Annotated in this window: 17 protein-coding genes and 1 other annotated feature; of the genes, 16 read left to right on the top strand and 1 reads right to left on the bottom strand. The window is 48.6% G+C overall.

What is annotated here, in order from left to right:
* The first annotated feature begins 1076 nt into the window (after positions 1-1076).
* The 10 genes from ACFSUB_RS13085 to rsmI all read left to right on the top strand — a co-directional run bounded on the left by ACFSUB_RS13085 (position 1077) and on the right by rsmI (position 8012).
* Complete coding sequence (locus tag ACFSUB_RS13085; protein WP_380713712.1) at positions 1077-1268, top strand: sigma factor G inhibitor Gin; 192 nt, start codon at positions 1077-1079, stop codon at positions 1266-1268.
* A gap of 80 nt (positions 1269-1348) precedes the next feature.
* Positions 1349-2800 (top strand): aminotransferase class I/II-fold pyridoxal phosphate-dependent enzyme, encoded by a 1452-nt coding sequence (locus ACFSUB_RS13080; RefSeq protein ID WP_380713711.1) that lies wholly within the window; start codon positions 1349-1351, stop codon positions 2798-2800.
* Positions 2800-3435, top strand: coding sequence for a dTMP kinase (tmk, locus tag ACFSUB_RS13075; protein WP_380713717.1), 636 nt, complete (start codon positions 2800-2802; stop codon positions 3433-3435). The genes ACFSUB_RS13080 and tmk overlap by 1 nt, the downstream gene beginning before the upstream one ends.
* 88 nt (positions 3436-3523) lie before the next feature.
* Entirely contained in the window at positions 3524-3853 is a 330-nt protein-coding gene (locus tag ACFSUB_RS13070) for a cyclic-di-AMP receptor (RefSeq protein WP_380713710.1), read from the top strand.
* Positions 3854-3868: 15 nt separating this feature from the next.
* Entirely contained in the window at positions 3869-4855 is a 987-nt protein-coding gene (gene holB, locus ACFSUB_RS13065) for a DNA polymerase III subunit delta' (RefSeq protein WP_380713709.1), read from the top strand.
* A gap of 2 nt (positions 4856-4857) precedes the next feature.
* Positions 4858-5673, top strand: a complete 816-nt coding sequence (locus ACFSUB_RS13060; RefSeq protein ID WP_380713708.1) for a PSP1 domain-containing protein — start codon at positions 4858-4860, stop codon at positions 5671-5673.
* Between the two features lie 31 nt (positions 5674-5704).
* The gene (gene yabA / locus ACFSUB_RS13055) at positions 5705-6052 is read left to right on the top strand and encodes a DNA replication initiation control protein YabA (RefSeq protein ID WP_380713707.1); all 348 of its coding nucleotides are present in this window, start codon (positions 5705-5707) and stop codon (positions 6050-6052) included.
* 97 nt (positions 6053-6149) lie between these two features.
* Complete coding sequence (locus ACFSUB_RS13050) at positions 6150-6890, top strand: tRNA1(Val) (adenine(37)-N6)-methyltransferase (RefSeq protein WP_380713706.1); 741 nt, start codon at positions 6150-6152, stop codon at positions 6888-6890.
* Entirely contained in the window at positions 6877-7146 is a 270-nt protein-coding gene (locus ACFSUB_RS13045; RefSeq protein WP_380713705.1) for a GIY-YIG nuclease family protein, read from the top strand. Before ACFSUB_RS13050 ends, ACFSUB_RS13045 begins: the two co-directional genes overlap by 14 nt.
* On the top strand, positions 7143-8012 hold the full coding sequence (rsmI, locus tag ACFSUB_RS13040; protein ID WP_380713703.1) for a 16S rRNA (cytidine(1402)-2'-O)-methyltransferase: 870 nt from the start codon (positions 7143-7145) through the stop codon (positions 8010-8012). Before ACFSUB_RS13045 ends, rsmI begins: the two co-directional genes overlap by 4 nt.
* Before the next feature lie 450 nt (positions 8013-8462).
* On the opposite strand, the gene ACFSUB_RS13035 is transcribed toward rsmI, so the two are convergent.
* The gene (locus ACFSUB_RS13035) at positions 8463-8747 is read right to left on the bottom strand and encodes an AbrB/MazE/SpoVT family DNA-binding domain-containing protein (RefSeq protein WP_380713702.1); all 285 of its coding nucleotides are present in this window, start codon (positions 8745-8747) and stop codon (positions 8463-8465) included.
* Positions 8748-9164: 417 nt separating this feature from the next.
* Positions 9165-9428: a binding site (T-box leader), on the top strand.
* A gap of 22 nt (positions 9429-9450) precedes the next feature.
* Here ACFSUB_RS13035 and ACFSUB_RS13030 point away from each other — a divergent pair.
* From ACFSUB_RS13030 to rsmA, 6 genes are all read left to right on the top strand, one after another.
* Positions 9451-9606 (top strand): hypothetical protein, encoded by a 156-nt coding sequence (locus ACFSUB_RS13030; RefSeq protein WP_380713701.1) that lies wholly within the window; start codon positions 9451-9453, stop codon positions 9604-9606.
* Positions 9551-11539: a methionine--tRNA ligase gene (gene metG, locus ACFSUB_RS13025; RefSeq protein WP_380713700.1), complete on the top strand. Its 1989-nt coding sequence runs from the start codon at positions 9551-9553 to the stop codon at positions 11537-11539. The genes ACFSUB_RS13030 and metG overlap by 56 nt, the downstream gene beginning before the upstream one ends.
* A gap of 90 nt (positions 11540-11629) precedes the next feature.
* On the top strand, positions 11630-12397 hold the full coding sequence (locus ACFSUB_RS13020; protein WP_380713699.1) for a TatD family hydrolase: 768 nt from the start codon (positions 11630-11632) through the stop codon (positions 12395-12397).
* Between the two features lie 213 nt (positions 12398-12610).
* Positions 12611-13819: a ubiquitin-like domain-containing protein gene (locus ACFSUB_RS13015; RefSeq protein ID WP_380713697.1), complete on the top strand. Its 1209-nt coding sequence runs from the start codon at positions 12611-12613 to the stop codon at positions 13817-13819.
* 125 nt (positions 13820-13944) lie between these two features.
* Positions 13945-14556: a ribonuclease M5 gene (rnmV, locus tag ACFSUB_RS13010; RefSeq protein WP_380713696.1), complete on the top strand. Its 612-nt coding sequence runs from the start codon at positions 13945-13947 to the stop codon at positions 14554-14556.
* Positions 14510-15388 (top strand): 16S rRNA (adenine(1518)-N(6)/adenine(1519)-N(6))-dimethyltransferase RsmA, encoded by an 879-nt coding sequence (rsmA, locus tag ACFSUB_RS13005; protein WP_380713695.1) that lies wholly within the window; start codon positions 14510-14512, stop codon positions 15386-15388. Before rnmV ends, rsmA begins: the two co-directional genes overlap by 47 nt.
* Positions 15389-15437 lie beyond the last annotated feature (49 nt).

Below are 15437 nucleotides of genomic sequence, written 5' to 3'. Positions count from 1 at the left end.
AGGACGCCGCCAGGCAACCAGCAGGACCGCCGGATATTGAATCCGGCGGTCTTTTTTTAGGCACAGGAACGCATAGAAGATAGAAGTCGGATATGGCAGGTTTTGGGAGAGCTTTTAGGGACACCATCCGTGCCAAAGTGTCCGGTATCCTGATTTAGGAGACACTTTCCCGGGGGGCGGGCCGGAAGGTGTCTGGTATTTTGAGATACCGGCCATTTTTCCGCTTCCGCCGGCTTAGGATGTCCCTAACATCAAAGTTACGGACAGTTCCCCGCACGAAAAGTCCATTATCCTTCCATAGATGGAGGGCCCGAACCCCGTCTGCCGGGACCAATAGAACCTTCAAGAAGATCTGAAGTGGCCGGTAGATCCGGCCTGAGGGCTGTTTTCCCCGCGCGAGCCGGAGGAACACGGTCGTAAGCTGCTGTTTAACGACCGATCCCCACAGAGTTGGTATGAAAAAAGGCTGCTGGTGGAGCATAGCAATACGCTGCGTCCGGAGATGCCGTAGGAATGTACCTGCGTCCAGCGTCGATGCCTCTCCGGCACGGCAGGGGATGATACATTGGGATTCGAAAATTCATGGACTTGGTCGATAGACTTGTCCCGGGAGCTAATTTTCCACCGGAGCCGGGGGAGAAATGGTTCTTAGACTGTTTCTACCGGCCAATTGAACGGTGTACCTCTCCGGAAATGGTCGTCAGCACGTCTTTATGAGCCGTTTTGACCTCGCTTCGAGTCCGGTATTGGTCGATGGATAAGACTGCATTCAGCGGGTATTTATTATCAATACTAATCTGATAATGAATACTTTCACCTTTGGTTGTTTCATATAAAAGGAGGACAGATATTGGGGAATAACCCAGCATCGGTGCTTCTTGAGCTTTTAGAATGATGAATCCGTACCTTGATCTGGAAAGCTGCTGCTCTGTGTGGTTCAGGATTTTTCTGAATGTCACAGTATATAAAGAATACTAACGTTTCAGCGTGTTGTGCATAGCCTATAAAAAGCAGGCGGGGAATAAAAACCAGAAGCAGCGGGCAGAATAAGATTCATAGAGGAGGTGCAGGACGCAATGGGTCATGAAAAAGAAACGAAATCTTGTACTCTATGCCGGCGGGAGGAAAGCAGAGGGATCTACATCCTGGATATCTTTTTATGCCGGGACTGTGAGAAAGAACTGCTTCAGCTGGAAGCAGAAGATCCCACCTATCATCAGGCAGTCAAAACGTTAAGCCGGTCGAGAGCTTCCAAGCTGTTAATGTAAATGGAACATTTGCAGGAAAGCTTGGATTACGTCATAATTTTAGTTACAGATATTCATATAAAAAAGAAGAGGGACCATACATGGATCAATCATCACTCCCTATCATTGAAGCCCTGCAGCAGCATGCAGAATCCTTGCCGGATTCTTTTCACGTGCCGGGTCATAAAAACGGTACCGTACAGCCGGCTTACGCGCGTGATATCCTGTCGGCGGCCCGTTATGATCAAACGGAGCTTCCAGGTCTGGATGATCTGCATGACCCACGTGGCGTGATCGCCTCGGCCCAGAAGCTGACAGCTGAAGTCTATGGAAGCCGCTCGGCGTTCTTTCTGATTGGAGGATCCACCGCTGGGAATCTCATTATGATTCTTGCTGCCCTGCAGGAAGGTGATGTGGTGCTTGTACAGCGGGACATCCATAAATCGATCATTAACGGCCTCCGGCTTGTCAAAGCGCAGCCGGTGTTTTTGGATCCGGAGTATGATGCAGCATCGGGTCTGTCGCTTGGGTTAAACGTTCATGAGGTACAAAAGGCTTTTTACTCTTATCCGAAAGCGGCAGGATTAATTGTAAACCGGCCCGGCTACTATGGATGGACGTCTCCGCTCCGTGCGGTTATCGAAGAAGCCAAACATCACGGTGCGGTGGTTCTTGCTGATGAAGCGCATGGGGCCCACTTTCCGGCGGGAGATGTGTTTCCGGACAGTGCACTCTCCCTCGGAGCAGATCTTGTCGTCCATTCCGCCCATAAGACACTTCCTGCACTTACGATGACGGGATTTCTTCATGTCGGAGGGGCGGGCACCATCAGTCCGGCCCAAGTCCAGGAGGCTGCTGCCATGGTGGAGTCCAGCAGCCCGTCCTATCTGCTGCTGGCGTCATTAGACGCGGCGAGAAAATACCTGTACGAGCTGATGCGCACAGAAGATGCTGTTCTGCAGAAACAGTTGGAGCAGACAAAGCATGCTGTGCTGCAGGCTGGAGCTCTCGAGGAACGGATACCTCCTGAGCATATCCGGACTGATCCACTGAAAATAGTGGCGCGGGCTCCGCAGGGATATACCGGGTGGGCACTGCAGCGGTATCTGGAAGAGGAACAGGTATTTACGGAATTGGCAGATGAGAAGCATGTCGTATTTTTTCTTTCCTTCGAGCCCCTTTCCACCAACACATTGCAGCGGATCGAACGGGGGGCAGCCCGTCTGCGCAGGGAAAATCCGTCCCTGTATTCCGGTTCAGGGGTACGGTCTTTTCCGCCAATGGGTATGCAGCAAATGCCTGCAGACTGGTATCAGGCAGGCAGGGGAGAGACACAAACAAAGGCGCTGAGAGCGGTTGAACAGGAGCAGGCTGCTATTGATATTATTCCCTACCCGCCTGGAATCCCTCTTTTTCTAAAGGGTGAGATACTAACCGGTAAACGATTGAATGTGCTGCTGGAGCGTCTGGAACAAGGCGGGGATGTTCAGGGCGTCTGGCGGGGGGAGAACGGACAGTGGTTGACCAGTATAGTGAAAAGGAAGGAAACATGATGACAAACAAAGGGTTTTTTATCACATTTGAAGGCTGTGACGGCGCAGGGAAGACGACCGTTTTAAACAAGGTGCATCACGAACTGGAAGAGCAAGGGTACCACGTCCTGAAAACACGGGAACCGGGAGGTATTGATATAGCGGAAAAAATCCGGACGTTGATTCTTGATCCAGAGCATACAGCGATGGAGCGGCGCACAGAGGCTCTGCTTTATGCTGCAGCCAGGCGCCAGCATCTTACGGAAAAAGTGATTCCGGCTTTGGAGAAGGGGATCATCGTTCTTTGTGACCGTTTTATTGACAGCAGTCTGGCCTATCAAGGGGCAGCGAGGGGAATCGGAGTCGAAGAAGTACTTGCTATCAATGAATTTGCCGTGGAGGACCATATGCCGGATGCGACCATCTATCTCGATATTGATCCCGAGGAAGGCCTGAGCCGTATCCATGAAAATAAAAAACGGGAATTCAACAGACTGGACCAGGAACATCTCGATTTTCATCATAATGTATACCAAGCGTATGAAACGCTGGCAGAACGGTTTCCGGAACGCATACATAAAGTCGATGCCGCGTTACCTATGGAAGAAGTTCAGCATCAGGCTGTACATCTGATTTTGAACGTTCTTTCTTCGTGACCGGAACAAACAGGGTTTTCTTTTTGTAAGTATGTACAGTAATATATAATAAACACGTATTTTACAAGCACAGAAAGAGGGTGTTCTCATGAAATTAATTGTAGCGGTCGTGCAGGACAAAGACAGCAGCCGTTTATCCAATGCACTGGTGGAAGAAGACTTCCGCGCTACGAAATTAGCCAGTACCGGAGGATTTTTACGAGCGGGCAGCACCACCTTTTTGGTCGGGGTGGATGATGAGAAGGTGCAATCTGTGCTTGATATTATTAAAAACAACTGTCAGGCCAGAGATCAGCTGGTAGCCCCGGTTTCTCCGATGGGCGGCAATGCCGATTCCTATGTTCCATATCCAGTCGAAGTACAGGTGGGCGGCGCGACGGTCTTTATTATGCAGGTCGAACAGTTTAATCAGTTTTAAGAACGAGGGATCATTATGGACTGGAACCGGATGATGGAAGACCAGCCTGTCGTGATGACGATGCTGAAACAAAGCATGGAAAAGGACAGGCTCGCTCATGCTTATATATTTGAAGGGATGCGTGGTGCAGGCAAAAAACACGCAGCGTGGCTCACTGCCCGGAGCCTGTTCTGTCCGTATCGTGAGAACGCGGCACCGTGCGGAGAATGCAGGGAATGCAGAAGAATTGAACACGGCAACCATCCGGATATTATTGTAGTCGAACCGGATGGAGCTTCCATCAAAAAAGCTCAGGTGGAAGCACTGCAGAAGGAAATGACGTATAAAGGAATGGAAACATCTTTTAAAATATATATTATAAACGACGCGGATCGAATGACAGCAGGGGCTGCCAACAGTCTGCTCAAGTTTCTTGAAGAGCCGGAAAGTCCTATTTTAGCTCTTTTATTGACGGAAAATGTCCACTTCATGCTTGATACCATTCTCTCCCGGGCCCAGAAACTTTCCTTTGCTCCCCCCGCACCGGAAAAGCGGGCGCGGTTCTACCGGGAAGAAGGCGCTTCCGAAACAGCGGCGCCGCTTCTTGCAAGGCTGCCTGATGAAGCTGCCGGCGATTACCAGGGAGAAGCCACAGACTGGATTGTACAGGGCAGAGCACTAGTGATACAATTAGTGGAAGAGGTTCACTCCAGACCTCATCAGGTACTTTTGACACTGCAGGAAAAGTGGCTTGCACATTTCAAGGATAGAGAAGAACTGGACATCGGCCTGGATTTGCTGCTTTTCTGGTACCGTGATCTGTTGACGGTGAAACATAATGGGCAGGATCTTGCCTACCCGGATCAAAGGGAAACAATGGAAAACCAGGGTCTGCAAATGCCGGAAACAGAAATCGCCCGTATATTGCAGCTGATCCTGGATGCGAAGCGGAAACTTCGTGCCAATGTAAATGCCCAGCTTCTTATGGAGCATTTACTGCTCCGTTTACAGGAGGGATCTTAGCGTTGCATGATGTAATAGGAGTCAGGTTTAAAAAAGCGGGGAAAATTTACTATTTTTCTCCCGGTTCCTTAACGATAGAAAAAGACGACTGGGTTGTGGTGGAGACGTCCCGGGGGCTGGAATTCGGGAAAGCCGTTCTCGGGAAAAAGCAGGTGGGCGAAGATGACGTCGTACTGCCGCTGAAAGAAGTTGTACGGCTTGCCACAGAAGAAGATAAAACCGTCATCGAAGAAAACAAGGGGTTTTCGAACAAGGCATATGAAGTATGTGAAGCCAAAATTAAAGAACATCAGCTGGATATGAATCTGGTCGATGCTGAATACACGTTTGACCGGAATAAGGTGCTTTTTTATTTTACCGCGGAAGGCCGGATTGATTTCCGGAATCTCGTCAAAGATCTGGCCTCGGTGTTCCGCACACGGATTGAACTGCGCCAGATTGGTGTCCGCGATGAAGCAAAACTGCTGGGCGGTATTGGACCGTGCGGCCGCGTACTTTGTTGTTCGACGTTTCTTGGTGATTTTGAACCGGTGTCGATCAAGATGGCTAAAGACCAGAATCTTTCGCTGAATCCCGCGAAGATTTCCGGGTTGTGCGGACGGCTCATGTGCTGTCTGAAATATGAAAATGACCATTACGAGACTGCGAAAAAGGAACTCCCGGATACAGGAGAACATATCAGCACACCGCAGGGAGAAGGCAGAGTAGTCGGTGTGAACATTCTGGAGCGTCTGGTTCAGGTGGAACTGAGAGAAGAACAGAATGTACTTGAATACAGTCTCGATGAATTGATGGAGGAAGGTCATATTGTGAGCTGAAGATAAGGGGATTAATTGAGGTGGAAGGAACGTGGAGAAGAAAGAAATTTTCTCGCAGGTTATACACATGGAAGAGCGGATTGGAACGTTTCATGATGAGCTTGGAGAATTGAAAGAACAGTTGGCGATGCTCATTGAAGAAAATCATTCGCTGGCACTTGAAAATCAGCATTTACGTAAGCTTCTTGAAGAAAAAGAGGCCGAAGCGCCGGAAAACAGCGCACAAACTTCCTCCGGCGGTACAAAAAGTGTAGGGGAAGGGCACGATAATTTAGCCCGCCTTTACCATGAAGGTTTTCATATCTGCAATATGCATTATGGCAGCCTGAGAACCAACGGAGACTGCTTGTTTTGTCTTTCTTTTCTCAATCAAAAATAAATCACTTCATAGAAGCTGCTCCTGTCGACAGGGGCAGCCTCTTTTATCCCGGAACTTTTTTTCGTGATAGAATAAAGGATGGAGGCAGGTGAAAAAGATGAGATCATCGTTACACGAAGGGGAAAGGCTTGATTATATTACACAGGAGCTTTCCATTATTCAGAGTTCTTCTGTGTTTGCTTTTTCTATTGATGCTGTGCTCCTTGCCCGTTTTACATATGTACCGAAAACAAGGGGATCCATTATCGATTTATGCAGCGGAAACGGAGTCATTCCTCTTGTCTTATCAACACGCAGCAGGGTGTCGATAACCGGCGTGGAAATACAGCCGCGTCTGGTGGATATGGCTCAGCGAAGCGTAGCCTGGAATCACAAACAGGAACAGATTGCGGTGAAAGAAGCCGATGTCCGCGAGCCGGAGCTTCGTACAAAAATCGGGGAGGCCGATCTGGTCACCTGCAATCCCCCTTACTTTCCGACCCCGCAGGATACCGAAAAAAACACGAATCCATTTTTTACAAGTGCCCGCCATGAACAGCATGGCACACTGGACGACATCATTTGTGCGGCGTCTGGTATGGTGAAGCAAAAGGGAAAAGTTTCGATGGTTCTTCGCCCGGAACGTATGGTGGAACTGTTTGAAACGTTTCGAAAGTACAGGATAGAACCAAAGCGGATGAAGATGGTTTATCCAAAGCACGGCAAAGAAGCAAATATACTGCTGGTAGAAGGCATGAAAGATGGAAAAACGGGACTGACGTGTCTTCCCCCTTTAACGGTTTATGATGAAAAGGGAGTCTATACCAAGGAGTTTCGAAACTGCTATGAAGGCTGCTGAACATCACGTATACATACTTGAATGCAAAGACGGTTCTTATTATACAGGATATACAACCAATCTTGTGCAGCGGTTGCGCATGCATGAACAAGGCAGAGGAGCAAAATATACGAGAGGACGGGGGCCGTTTCGAATCGTCTATCACGAAGTGTTCGACAAAAAATCCGACGCCATGCGGATGGAATATGAAATCAAACAATGGACACGGAAAGAGAAGGACATGTTTCTTGCAAACAAAGAGGGAGGATTGTCATGAATCATCAGCAGAGCTTCAGGCAGGAGACATCAGGTGCACTGTATCTCGTTCCTACCCCGATCGGGAACCTTGAAGATATGACATACCGGGCGGTGCGGGTGCTGCAGGATGTAGATAAGATTTTTGCTGAAGATACCCGCCATACCCGGAAGTTGTGTCATTACTTTGAGATTTCAACACCGCTGGACAGCTATCACGAACACAGTTCAGAAGGAAAAGAGGAAAAAATCCTCGCGCTTCTCGAGGAAGGCGGCACGGCTGCACTCGTCAGTGATGCAGGAACGCCGCTTGTGTCCGACCCCGGCCGGGACCTTGTCCGTCAGGCGGTGGAAAAAGACATCGCCGTTATTTCCCTTCCCGGAGCAAACGCGGCTGTCACGGCATTGACCGCGTCCGGTATGGGCGGCGGCCCGTTTTATTTTTACGGCTTTCTCCCGCGAAAGAAAAAAGACAGACAGGCTCGTCTCGATCAACTTTCCGGTGTGGACGTGCCGATTCTTTTGTACGAATCCCCGTACCGGCTGAAAGAGATGGTGTCTCATCTGGAGGAGAGCTGGGGAGACCGGCAGGCCGTGTTGGCAAGAGAACTAACCAAGCAGTATGAAGAGATTCTGCGCGGATCGCTGTCGGAACTTACCCGGTATCTGCACCAGCATACCGTCAAGGGAGAGTGCTGCGTCATTGTGGAGGGCGCAGAGGAAGACAGTGCTGCTGTGGCAGATGCCTGGTGGGAGACGCTGGAGCCCCGGACACACGTCCAAGTGTACAAGGAGCAGGGAATGTCAGTTAAAGATGCCATCAAGGCTGCCGCAAAAGACCGCGGGGTGCCCAAGCAGGAGGTTTATGCTGCCTATCACCAGCTGTAAGTAAGCAGATCTTTTCAGAGTAAAAAACAATTGCGGCCGTATAAAGAGTTTGGGACAAAAGAGATCGACGATAGGAAAAACACGAACATTTCGGATGAAATGGTGAGAGCAGTTTATATAGCGTAGTCAAAATACTTCTTCTCCTGCGGGAACAGCACGTGTCTCGAGCCCCCGCAGGAAGCGGGTTTCTTCCGAGGGCCCGCAGGATGCGGGTCAGGTCGGCGCCCGCCAGGAGGTGCCGATCTTAGCCAATCTTCCTCCTTTCGAGCCGTGCCCGCGGCATAGAAGACACGATGAGCCCCAGCGAATCGATGTCGCCCTTGTACTCTGGAGTGAAAGCGAAGTATTTTGACGCAGCGATAGTTGATGAACAACAAAATGCCGAACGATCCATTTAAGGATCGTTCGGCGTTTTGTTATCTATGAATCGTTTTGTCCCAGTCTCTTGGTTTATTTATGCTGATCTACGTAAGTCTGAAGGTTTTGGATAACTTCTTCGGCGCCTTCCGGGGAGAGGATGATTTTACCGTCAGCCAGTGAAATGTTGTCATCGGAAACTTCACCGGTCACTTGACAGGTCATGTTCGGCTTGTACTTTTTTAGCACGATACGATCGTGGTCGACATAAATTTCAAGAGCATCCTTTTCCGCGATATCCAGGGTACGGCGAAGTTCAATCGGGATTACGACCCGGCCGAGTTCGTCTACTTTTCTTACAATTCCAGTTGATTTCATTTTGGTTCCTCCTCGAAATATAGTATGAAAGGTGTCATCGTTCGACAAATTTCTCTCTCTACCTGTGCTAAGGATACCAATCTTTCCAAAACACGTCAATTATTTCAGAAAAAAAACTGAAAAACCTTGAAGAAATTTCAAAATTGTTAAAAGCAGCGAGATAACCTCATGCAAGGGAAACATGCATGTTAGAGAGGTATAGAGAGGAAACTTTTAGAATATAAAGTTATTGTATCATGTAAAACTTATACAAAAAACGCATTTCGACATGGAATTTATAAAATGTCGACATATGTCGAATAAAACAGAGATAATACAGATTCAGCATGGATAACAGAACGCTTTCGTGCTTGTCTTGACAGGAAAAGAGAGCTTCGTTATAGTTTTAGTTGGAAGAATCGAACAATATCAACCCATAAGATTCCGATGAAGGGATGAGTAGGGAGGAAAACTGTCAAAGAGAGCCGGAAATGGTGGAAGCCGGTACAGAAAGCACTCTTGAACATGGTCCCGGGAGGATTTTCTTTCCGAGCTGTACCAGTAAGGGAAGAACGCAGATCTCGCGTTATAGAGAGCGTGCTGTTTTACGGTGAACCATGAAACCGGGCAGTGCACAAAGCTTCATTTCTTTAGATGAAGAAATTTGGGTGGTACCGCGTGAGTGATACTCTCGTCCCTTTGTAAGGGCGGGAGTTTTTTTAGGATGCAGATTCGCTTGGTGCGTGTACAGCAGCAGGCGTTTTTAATCGAACTCCCGCTATTTGAAGGGACGGAGTATTTCTACAGGCAGAAGGAGGATGAAAATGGCAGAAGAAAAGAATACATTTTATATTACAACCCCGATTTATTATCCAAGTGACAAGCTTCATATCGGTCATGCCTATACGACAGTAGCCGGCGATGCCATGGCGCGGTACAAACGTCTCCGTGGTTTTGACGTCCGGTATTTGACTGGAACCGATGAACACGGACAGAAGATTGAGCGCAAAGCCGAGGATAAAGGAGTAACACCTCAGGCCTTTGTGGATGAGGTTGTGGCAGGAATTAAAAATTTATGGGATACACTCGATATTTCCTATGATGATTTTATCCGTACGACCGAAGAACGCCATAAAAAAGTGGTGCAGCGCATATTTGAGAAATTGAAAGCAAACGGTGATATTTACCTTGATAAATACGAAGGCTGGTACTCGGTCTCGGATGAATCGTTTTTCACGGAACGCCAGCTGGAGGATCCAATCTTTGAAAACGGAAAGATTGTCGGCGGATACAGTCCGGAAAGCGGCAATCCTGTGGAATGGGTCCAGGAAGAGTCGTACTTTTTCCGGATGAGCCGGTATGCCGACAGGCTGCTCCAGTTTTATGAAGAGAACCCGGAGTTTATTCAGCCGGAATCCCGCAAAAATGAGATGATTAACAATTTTATCAAACCGGGCCTTGAAGATCTGGCTGTATCGAGAACCGCGTTTGAATGGGGAATACCAGTAAGCAGTGACCCGGAGCATGTTGTTTATGTCTGGATTGACGCACTTTCCAACTATATTACGGCTCTTGGGTATGACACAGAAAATGATAAAGATTTCCGGGAATACTGGCCGGCAGACGTTCATCTGGTCGGTAAGGAGATTGTTCGTTTTCATACCATTTACTGGCCGATTATGTTAATGGCGCTCGATCTGCCGCTTCCAAAAAAAGTATTCGGCCACGGCTGGCTGCTCATGAAAGACGGCAAAATGTCCAAATCCAAAGGCAACGTTGTCGATCCGGTGCCGCTCATCAACCGGTACGGACTGGATGCCCTGCGTTATTACCTGCTCAGGGAGGTGCCGTTTGGTTCGGATGGCGTCTTCACACCGGAAAGCTTCATTGAACGGTTGAACTATGATCTCGCCAATGATCTTGGTAATCTGTTGAACCGCACGGTTGCCATGATCAACAAGTATTTTGATGGAGAGCTTCCGGCGTATCTGCAGGACGGAACACCGTATGATGAATCGTTGGTGGAACTGGTTCATGCGACGGTCCATAAAGTGGAATCTTCTATGGAGGAAATGGAATTCTCCGTGGCTCTCACTGCCATTTGGCAATTGATCAGCCGTACGAATAAATATATCGATGAAACCCAGCCGTGGATGCTGGCAAAGGAAGAAGATCAGAAGGAAGAACTGGGAACTGTGCTCTACCATCTGGCTGAATCACTGCGTTATATTTCCATCATGATTCAACCATTTATGACGAAAACACCATCGGAAATCTGGCATCAGCTCGGCATTCCGGCGGCCTGTACCGAGTGGGAATCCATGCGGACATTCGCTCAGCTTCCGGAAGGAACCCGCGTAGTGAAAAAGGGAGAACCGATCTTTCCTCGTCTGGAAGTCGATGAAGAGGTGGCCCGTATTATCGAAGACATGGGCGGAACGGTAAAAACCACCGAAGACGAAGAAGCCGAACAAGCTGAAGAAGTGGAAGAGGAAATCACGATTGATGACTTTTCCAAAGTGAAGTTAAAAGTAGCTGAAATTATTGCTGCAGAGCCGGTGAAAAAGACGGATAAACTTCTCAAAATCCAACTTGATGTCGGTGGTGAAAAGCGTCAGGTCGTTTCCGGGATTGCAGAACATTACGCGCCGGCCGACCTGGAGGGCAGAAAAGTCATCTGTGTCACAAATCTAAAACCGGTGAAACTTCGCGGGGAGCTGTCACAGGGAATGATTCTGGCAGCGTCGCGCGGGGATGAGCTTACCCTTGCCACAGTGAATCAAGACATGCCGAGCGGATCGGAAGTAAATTAATAAATACAAAGGCAGCAGGGTCTGACCTGAGAGGAACATTCCCCTTTTAGGTCAGCCTTTATTTTCATGGATAACAAAGGAGTGGAAAAAATGTTATTTGACACCCACGTTCACTTGAATATTGATGAGTTTCAGGAGGATCTTCAGGCCACCATAGACCGAGCCAAGGAAGCCGGTGTAGAAAAGATGAACGTTGTTGGTTTTGACCATGAGACGATCAACAAAGCGATGGAACTGATTGACACCTACGACTTTATGTATGCGTCCATCGGCTGGCACCCGGTCGATGCGGTGGATATGACCGACAGGGATCTGGAATGGATTGAAGAACTGTCGGCCCACCCCAAAGTGGTTGCCATCGGGGAAACGGGTCTTGATTATCACTGGGACAAATCTCCTGCCGACGTACAGAAAGAAGCATTCCGAAAACAAATTGCGCTTGCGAAAAAGGTGAATCTGCCGCTTGTGATCCATGACCGCGAAGCTCATCAGGACATTGTAGATATATTGAAAGAAGAAAATGCTGCAGAAACAGGAGGCATTATGCACTGCTTCGGCGGCGATCTGAACATTGCGCGGCAGGCGCTTGATATGGACTTTCATATATCGTTTGGCGGGCCGGTTACATTTAAGAATGCACAGCTGCCCAAAGATGTAGCCAAAGAAATACCAATGGACCGGCTGCTGGTGGAAACCGACTGCCCGTTTCTGGCACCGCATCCGAACCGCGGCAAGCGGAATGAACCTGCTTACGTGAAGCTGGTTGCAGAAAAAATAGCCGAACTTAAAGAAATTCCGTTTGAAGAATTGGCAGAGAGAACAACCGGAAACGCGGAAAAACTTTTCCGTATAAACTGACAGGATATTCTGTTGAAAGACAGCGGCGTTCAGCGCCGCTTTATTTATTCGGAATGATTCTCTCTTTTTCCTGTTTTTGTATTGACAAATCGTCGAACGATTTTTCTTTTCTTCATGTTTTCACCAGGCAATAATATACATTGTATGAACAAAAGAGTTGACAAGGACATAGGGAGGGTCTACAATTTGTTCCTTGTAAAGGAGGGTTAGTAGATGAGTTTGAAACAACGCGCTCCTTTTCCCGTAAGAAAGCCGGGAAAAGGCATGGTTCTGGCTTTTGCTTTTCTTCTGCTGACTGCAGCCGGATTGTTTTATGCCGTGCATGAAACGACCAAGGCAACGGTGACGATTTCAAAAGGGGAAGAGACATTCACTGTCGCCACCCACGCAGACACAGTCAAAGGCATGATTGAAGAACAGAACCTGGATGTAAAAGAGAAGGATGAACTCAGCTCATCGATCACCGAACCCATTACCGGCAATATGAATTTGGAATGGAAGCCGGCACGGAAAATAACTGTATCAAAAAACGGCGAGGCCTCCAGCATCTGGACGACGGCCGCTTCCGTGGGTAAAGTGATCAACAATCAAAACATTGACCTTGGTCCATATGACGAACTGAATAAAGAAGTTACCGCACCGGTAAAAGACGGAATGACGGTGGCTTACGAATCTGCTTTTCCAGTTACCGTTAAGGATAATGGAAAAACAAAAGAAGTCATGACAACAACAGCAAAGGCAGAAAACATCCTGAAACAGGCAGGGATATCACTGGACAGCAATGACCGTCTGAAAGAGGGAAAAAATACGACGGTTTCCGAGGAGACAGAACTGGATGTTGTCCGCGTGGAAAAAGTGACAGACGTCGTGCAGGAGGAACAGGAATTTGCTACGGTGACGCGCAAAGATGATTCTCTTGCAGGTGGACAGGAGAAAGTAGTAAAAAGCGGCAGCAAAGGTGTTGTTGAAAAAAAGTATGAAGTGGTGCTCGAAAACGGAAAAGAAGTATCACGAGAGCTTGTAGATCAGACAAAAGTGAAAGAAAGTCAGGATAAAGTTGTAGCAGTCGGTCCGACTGATCAGACATCCATTGCCTCGCGTGGAAGCAGCCCCTCCGAAAGCAGTTCCGGTGGACGGACCATTTCGATGGAAGCTACAGCATACACAGCTGATTGTACCGGATGTTCCGGAATTACCGCGACAGGTATTAATCTGAACGCTAATCCTAACCGGAATGTCGTAGCTGTGGATCCTGCTGTTATTCCGCTTGGAACCAGAGTTCATGTGGAAGGCTACGGGGAAGCCGTTGCAGCTGATACCGGCGGTGCTATCAACGGCAATCGTATTGATGTGCATATGCCTACCAACCAGCAGGCTATGAGTTTTGGAAGACGAAACGTACAAGTAACCATTTTGGAATAATATTATATTTATCTTATCCGGGCGTGAAAGCAGGAAGGGGTCCGACCCTTCTCTTTCCGCCTTTTTTTTCGCTCTGAATCATAGTATAATAATGCTGGCTGAAAGTTCGGGAGGCTGACATAAGAATGAATGTCAAAGAATGTATTGTAGTGGAAGGCAAAGCGGATACGATGGCGGTAAAGCGTGCCGTGGAAGCCGATACGATTGAAACAAACGGTGCTGCTGTGGGGGAAGATGTACTTGCAAGGATTGCACTTGCCCGGGAGCGGCGCGGCGTTATCATATTCACAGATCCTGACGTTCCGGGCGAACGAATCCGGCGGATTGTCAGCAGAGAAGTCCCGGGTTGCCGGCATGCCTTTTTGACAAAAGCAGATGCTGATTCGGGCGGAGATGGCAGTCTTGGCGTAGAGCATGCCCCGCCTGAAGTAATCCGCCGCGCCCTGCAGGTGGTACGCAGCGAAATGCCTCAAACAGCCGAAAAGACAGAGCCTGTCACGCGTCAGGATTTATTGGATGCGGGAATGATGGCGGGCCCGGACTCAAGACGACGCCGCGAAAAAATGGGGGAGAAACTGAATATCGGTTATTCCAACGCAAAACAGTTTTTACACCGGCTGCATGCCTTTAATATTCAACGTGCGGAGTTTGCACGGGCTGCCGCCGCTGTACTGGAGGAGGAAGAAAGGTTTGCCCAGAGAAATAGCAGTGCCTGGACGGACGAAAGAAATACTTGAACACCACGGATTTTCGTTTAAAAAAAGCCTGGGCCAGAACTTTTTAATGGACCGGAATATTCTCGAGAAGATTGTCCTTGCATCGAAGGCGGGGCCGGAGGACGGCGTAGTCGAGATCGGCCCTGGTATTGGAGGATTGACCGAACACTTTGCCAAAGCCGCGAAGCAGGTGGAAGCGTTTGAAATCGATGGACGTCTGCTTCCGGTGCTGGAAGAGACGATGGCTCCTTATCCGAATGTAAGGATATGGAATGAAGATATTTTGAATGTAGATATAGGCCGGGTGCTGTCTGAGAACTTTAAGCATGTGCAGGATATCATAATAACAGGCAATCTTCCCTACTACGTTACGACACCGATAATCATGAACCTGTTGGAGCAGCGCCTCCCTATTTCGCGAATGGTGTTTATGATGCAGAAGGAAGTAGCCGAGCGCCTGGCGGCCGACCCCGGTTCGAAAGATTACGGATCGCTTTCCATTGCCGCGCAGTATTTTGCCGATCCGGTGAAAACCATGGTTGTTCCCAAAACGGTGTTTATGCCCAAACCGAACGTGGACTCTGCCGTCGTCCGCTTTGAGATCCGGGATACTCCTCCTGTAGAGGTGGAGGACGAAACCTTTTTCTTCCGCGTGATCAAAGCGGCTTTCGCCCAGCGCCGCAAAACAATCTGGAACAACCTGCAGCACAATCTTACCGGACGGGACCGGCGTGAAGAATTGGCGGCCGCTCTGCAGGAGGCCGAGGTTGATTCGGGCAGACGCGGTGAAACATTAACCATGCAGGAATTTGCCCATCTCAGCACCTCTTTGAAGCGGCATCTTCCACAGTAATAAATGCAGTGAACGTCTCCTCTTTTCGAAGGAGGCGTTTTTTATGGGC

This window comes from Salibacterium lacus, assembly GCF_042684865.1.
Taxonomy (GTDB): Bacteria; Bacillota; Bacilli; order Bacillales; family Marinococcaceae; genus Salibacterium; species Salibacterium lacus.
The sequence above is the reverse complement of the archived record's forward strand: the minus strand, read 5'-3'. Positions and strand labels throughout refer to the sequence as shown.

Excerpts from the sequence above, each read along its gene's own strand:
- ACFSUB_RS13085 (WP_380713712.1), top strand. The coding sequence starts at position 1,077 with ATGGGTCATGAAAAAGAAACGAAATCTTGTACTCTATGCCGGCGGGAG.
- ACFSUB_RS13080 (WP_380713711.1), top strand. The coding sequence starts at position 1,349 with ATGGATCAATCATCACTCCCTATCATTGAAGCCCTGCAGCAGCATGCA.
- tmk (WP_380713717.1), top strand. The coding sequence starts at position 2,800 with ATGACAAACAAAGGGTTTTTTATCACATTTGAAGGCTGTGACGGCGCA.
- ACFSUB_RS13070 (WP_380713710.1), top strand. The coding sequence starts at position 3,524 with ATGAAATTAATTGTAGCGGTCGTGCAGGACAAAGACAGCAGCCGTTTA.
- holB (WP_380713709.1), top strand. The coding sequence starts at position 3,869 with ATGGACTGGAACCGGATGATGGAAGACCAGCCTGTCGTGATGACGATG.
- ACFSUB_RS13050 (WP_380713706.1), top strand. The coding sequence starts at position 6,150 with ATGAGATCATCGTTACACGAAGGGGAAAGGCTTGATTATATTACACAG.
- ACFSUB_RS13045 (WP_380713705.1), top strand. The coding sequence starts at position 6,877 with ATGAAGGCTGCTGAACATCACGTATACATACTTGAATGCAAAGACGGT.
- rsmI (WP_380713703.1), top strand. The coding sequence starts at position 7,143 with ATGAATCATCAGCAGAGCTTCAGGCAGGAGACATCAGGTGCACTGTAT.
- ACFSUB_RS13035 (WP_380713702.1), bottom strand. The coding sequence starts at position 8,747 with ATGAAATCAACTGGAATTGTAAGAAAAGTAGACGAACTCGGCCGGGTC.
- ACFSUB_RS13030 (WP_380713701.1), top strand. The coding sequence starts at position 9,451 with ATGCAGATTCGCTTGGTGCGTGTACAGCAGCAGGCGTTTTTAATCGAA.
- metG (WP_380713700.1), top strand. The coding sequence starts at position 9,551 with ATGGCAGAAGAAAAGAATACATTTTATATTACAACCCCGATTTATTAT.
- ACFSUB_RS13020 (WP_380713699.1), top strand. The coding sequence starts at position 11,630 with ATGTTATTTGACACCCACGTTCACTTGAATATTGATGAGTTTCAGGAG.
- ACFSUB_RS13015 (WP_380713697.1), top strand. The coding sequence starts at position 12,611 with ATGAGTTTGAAACAACGCGCTCCTTTTCCCGTAAGAAAGCCGGGAAAA.
- rnmV (WP_380713696.1), top strand. The coding sequence starts at position 13,945 with ATGAATGTCAAAGAATGTATTGTAGTGGAAGGCAAAGCGGATACGATG.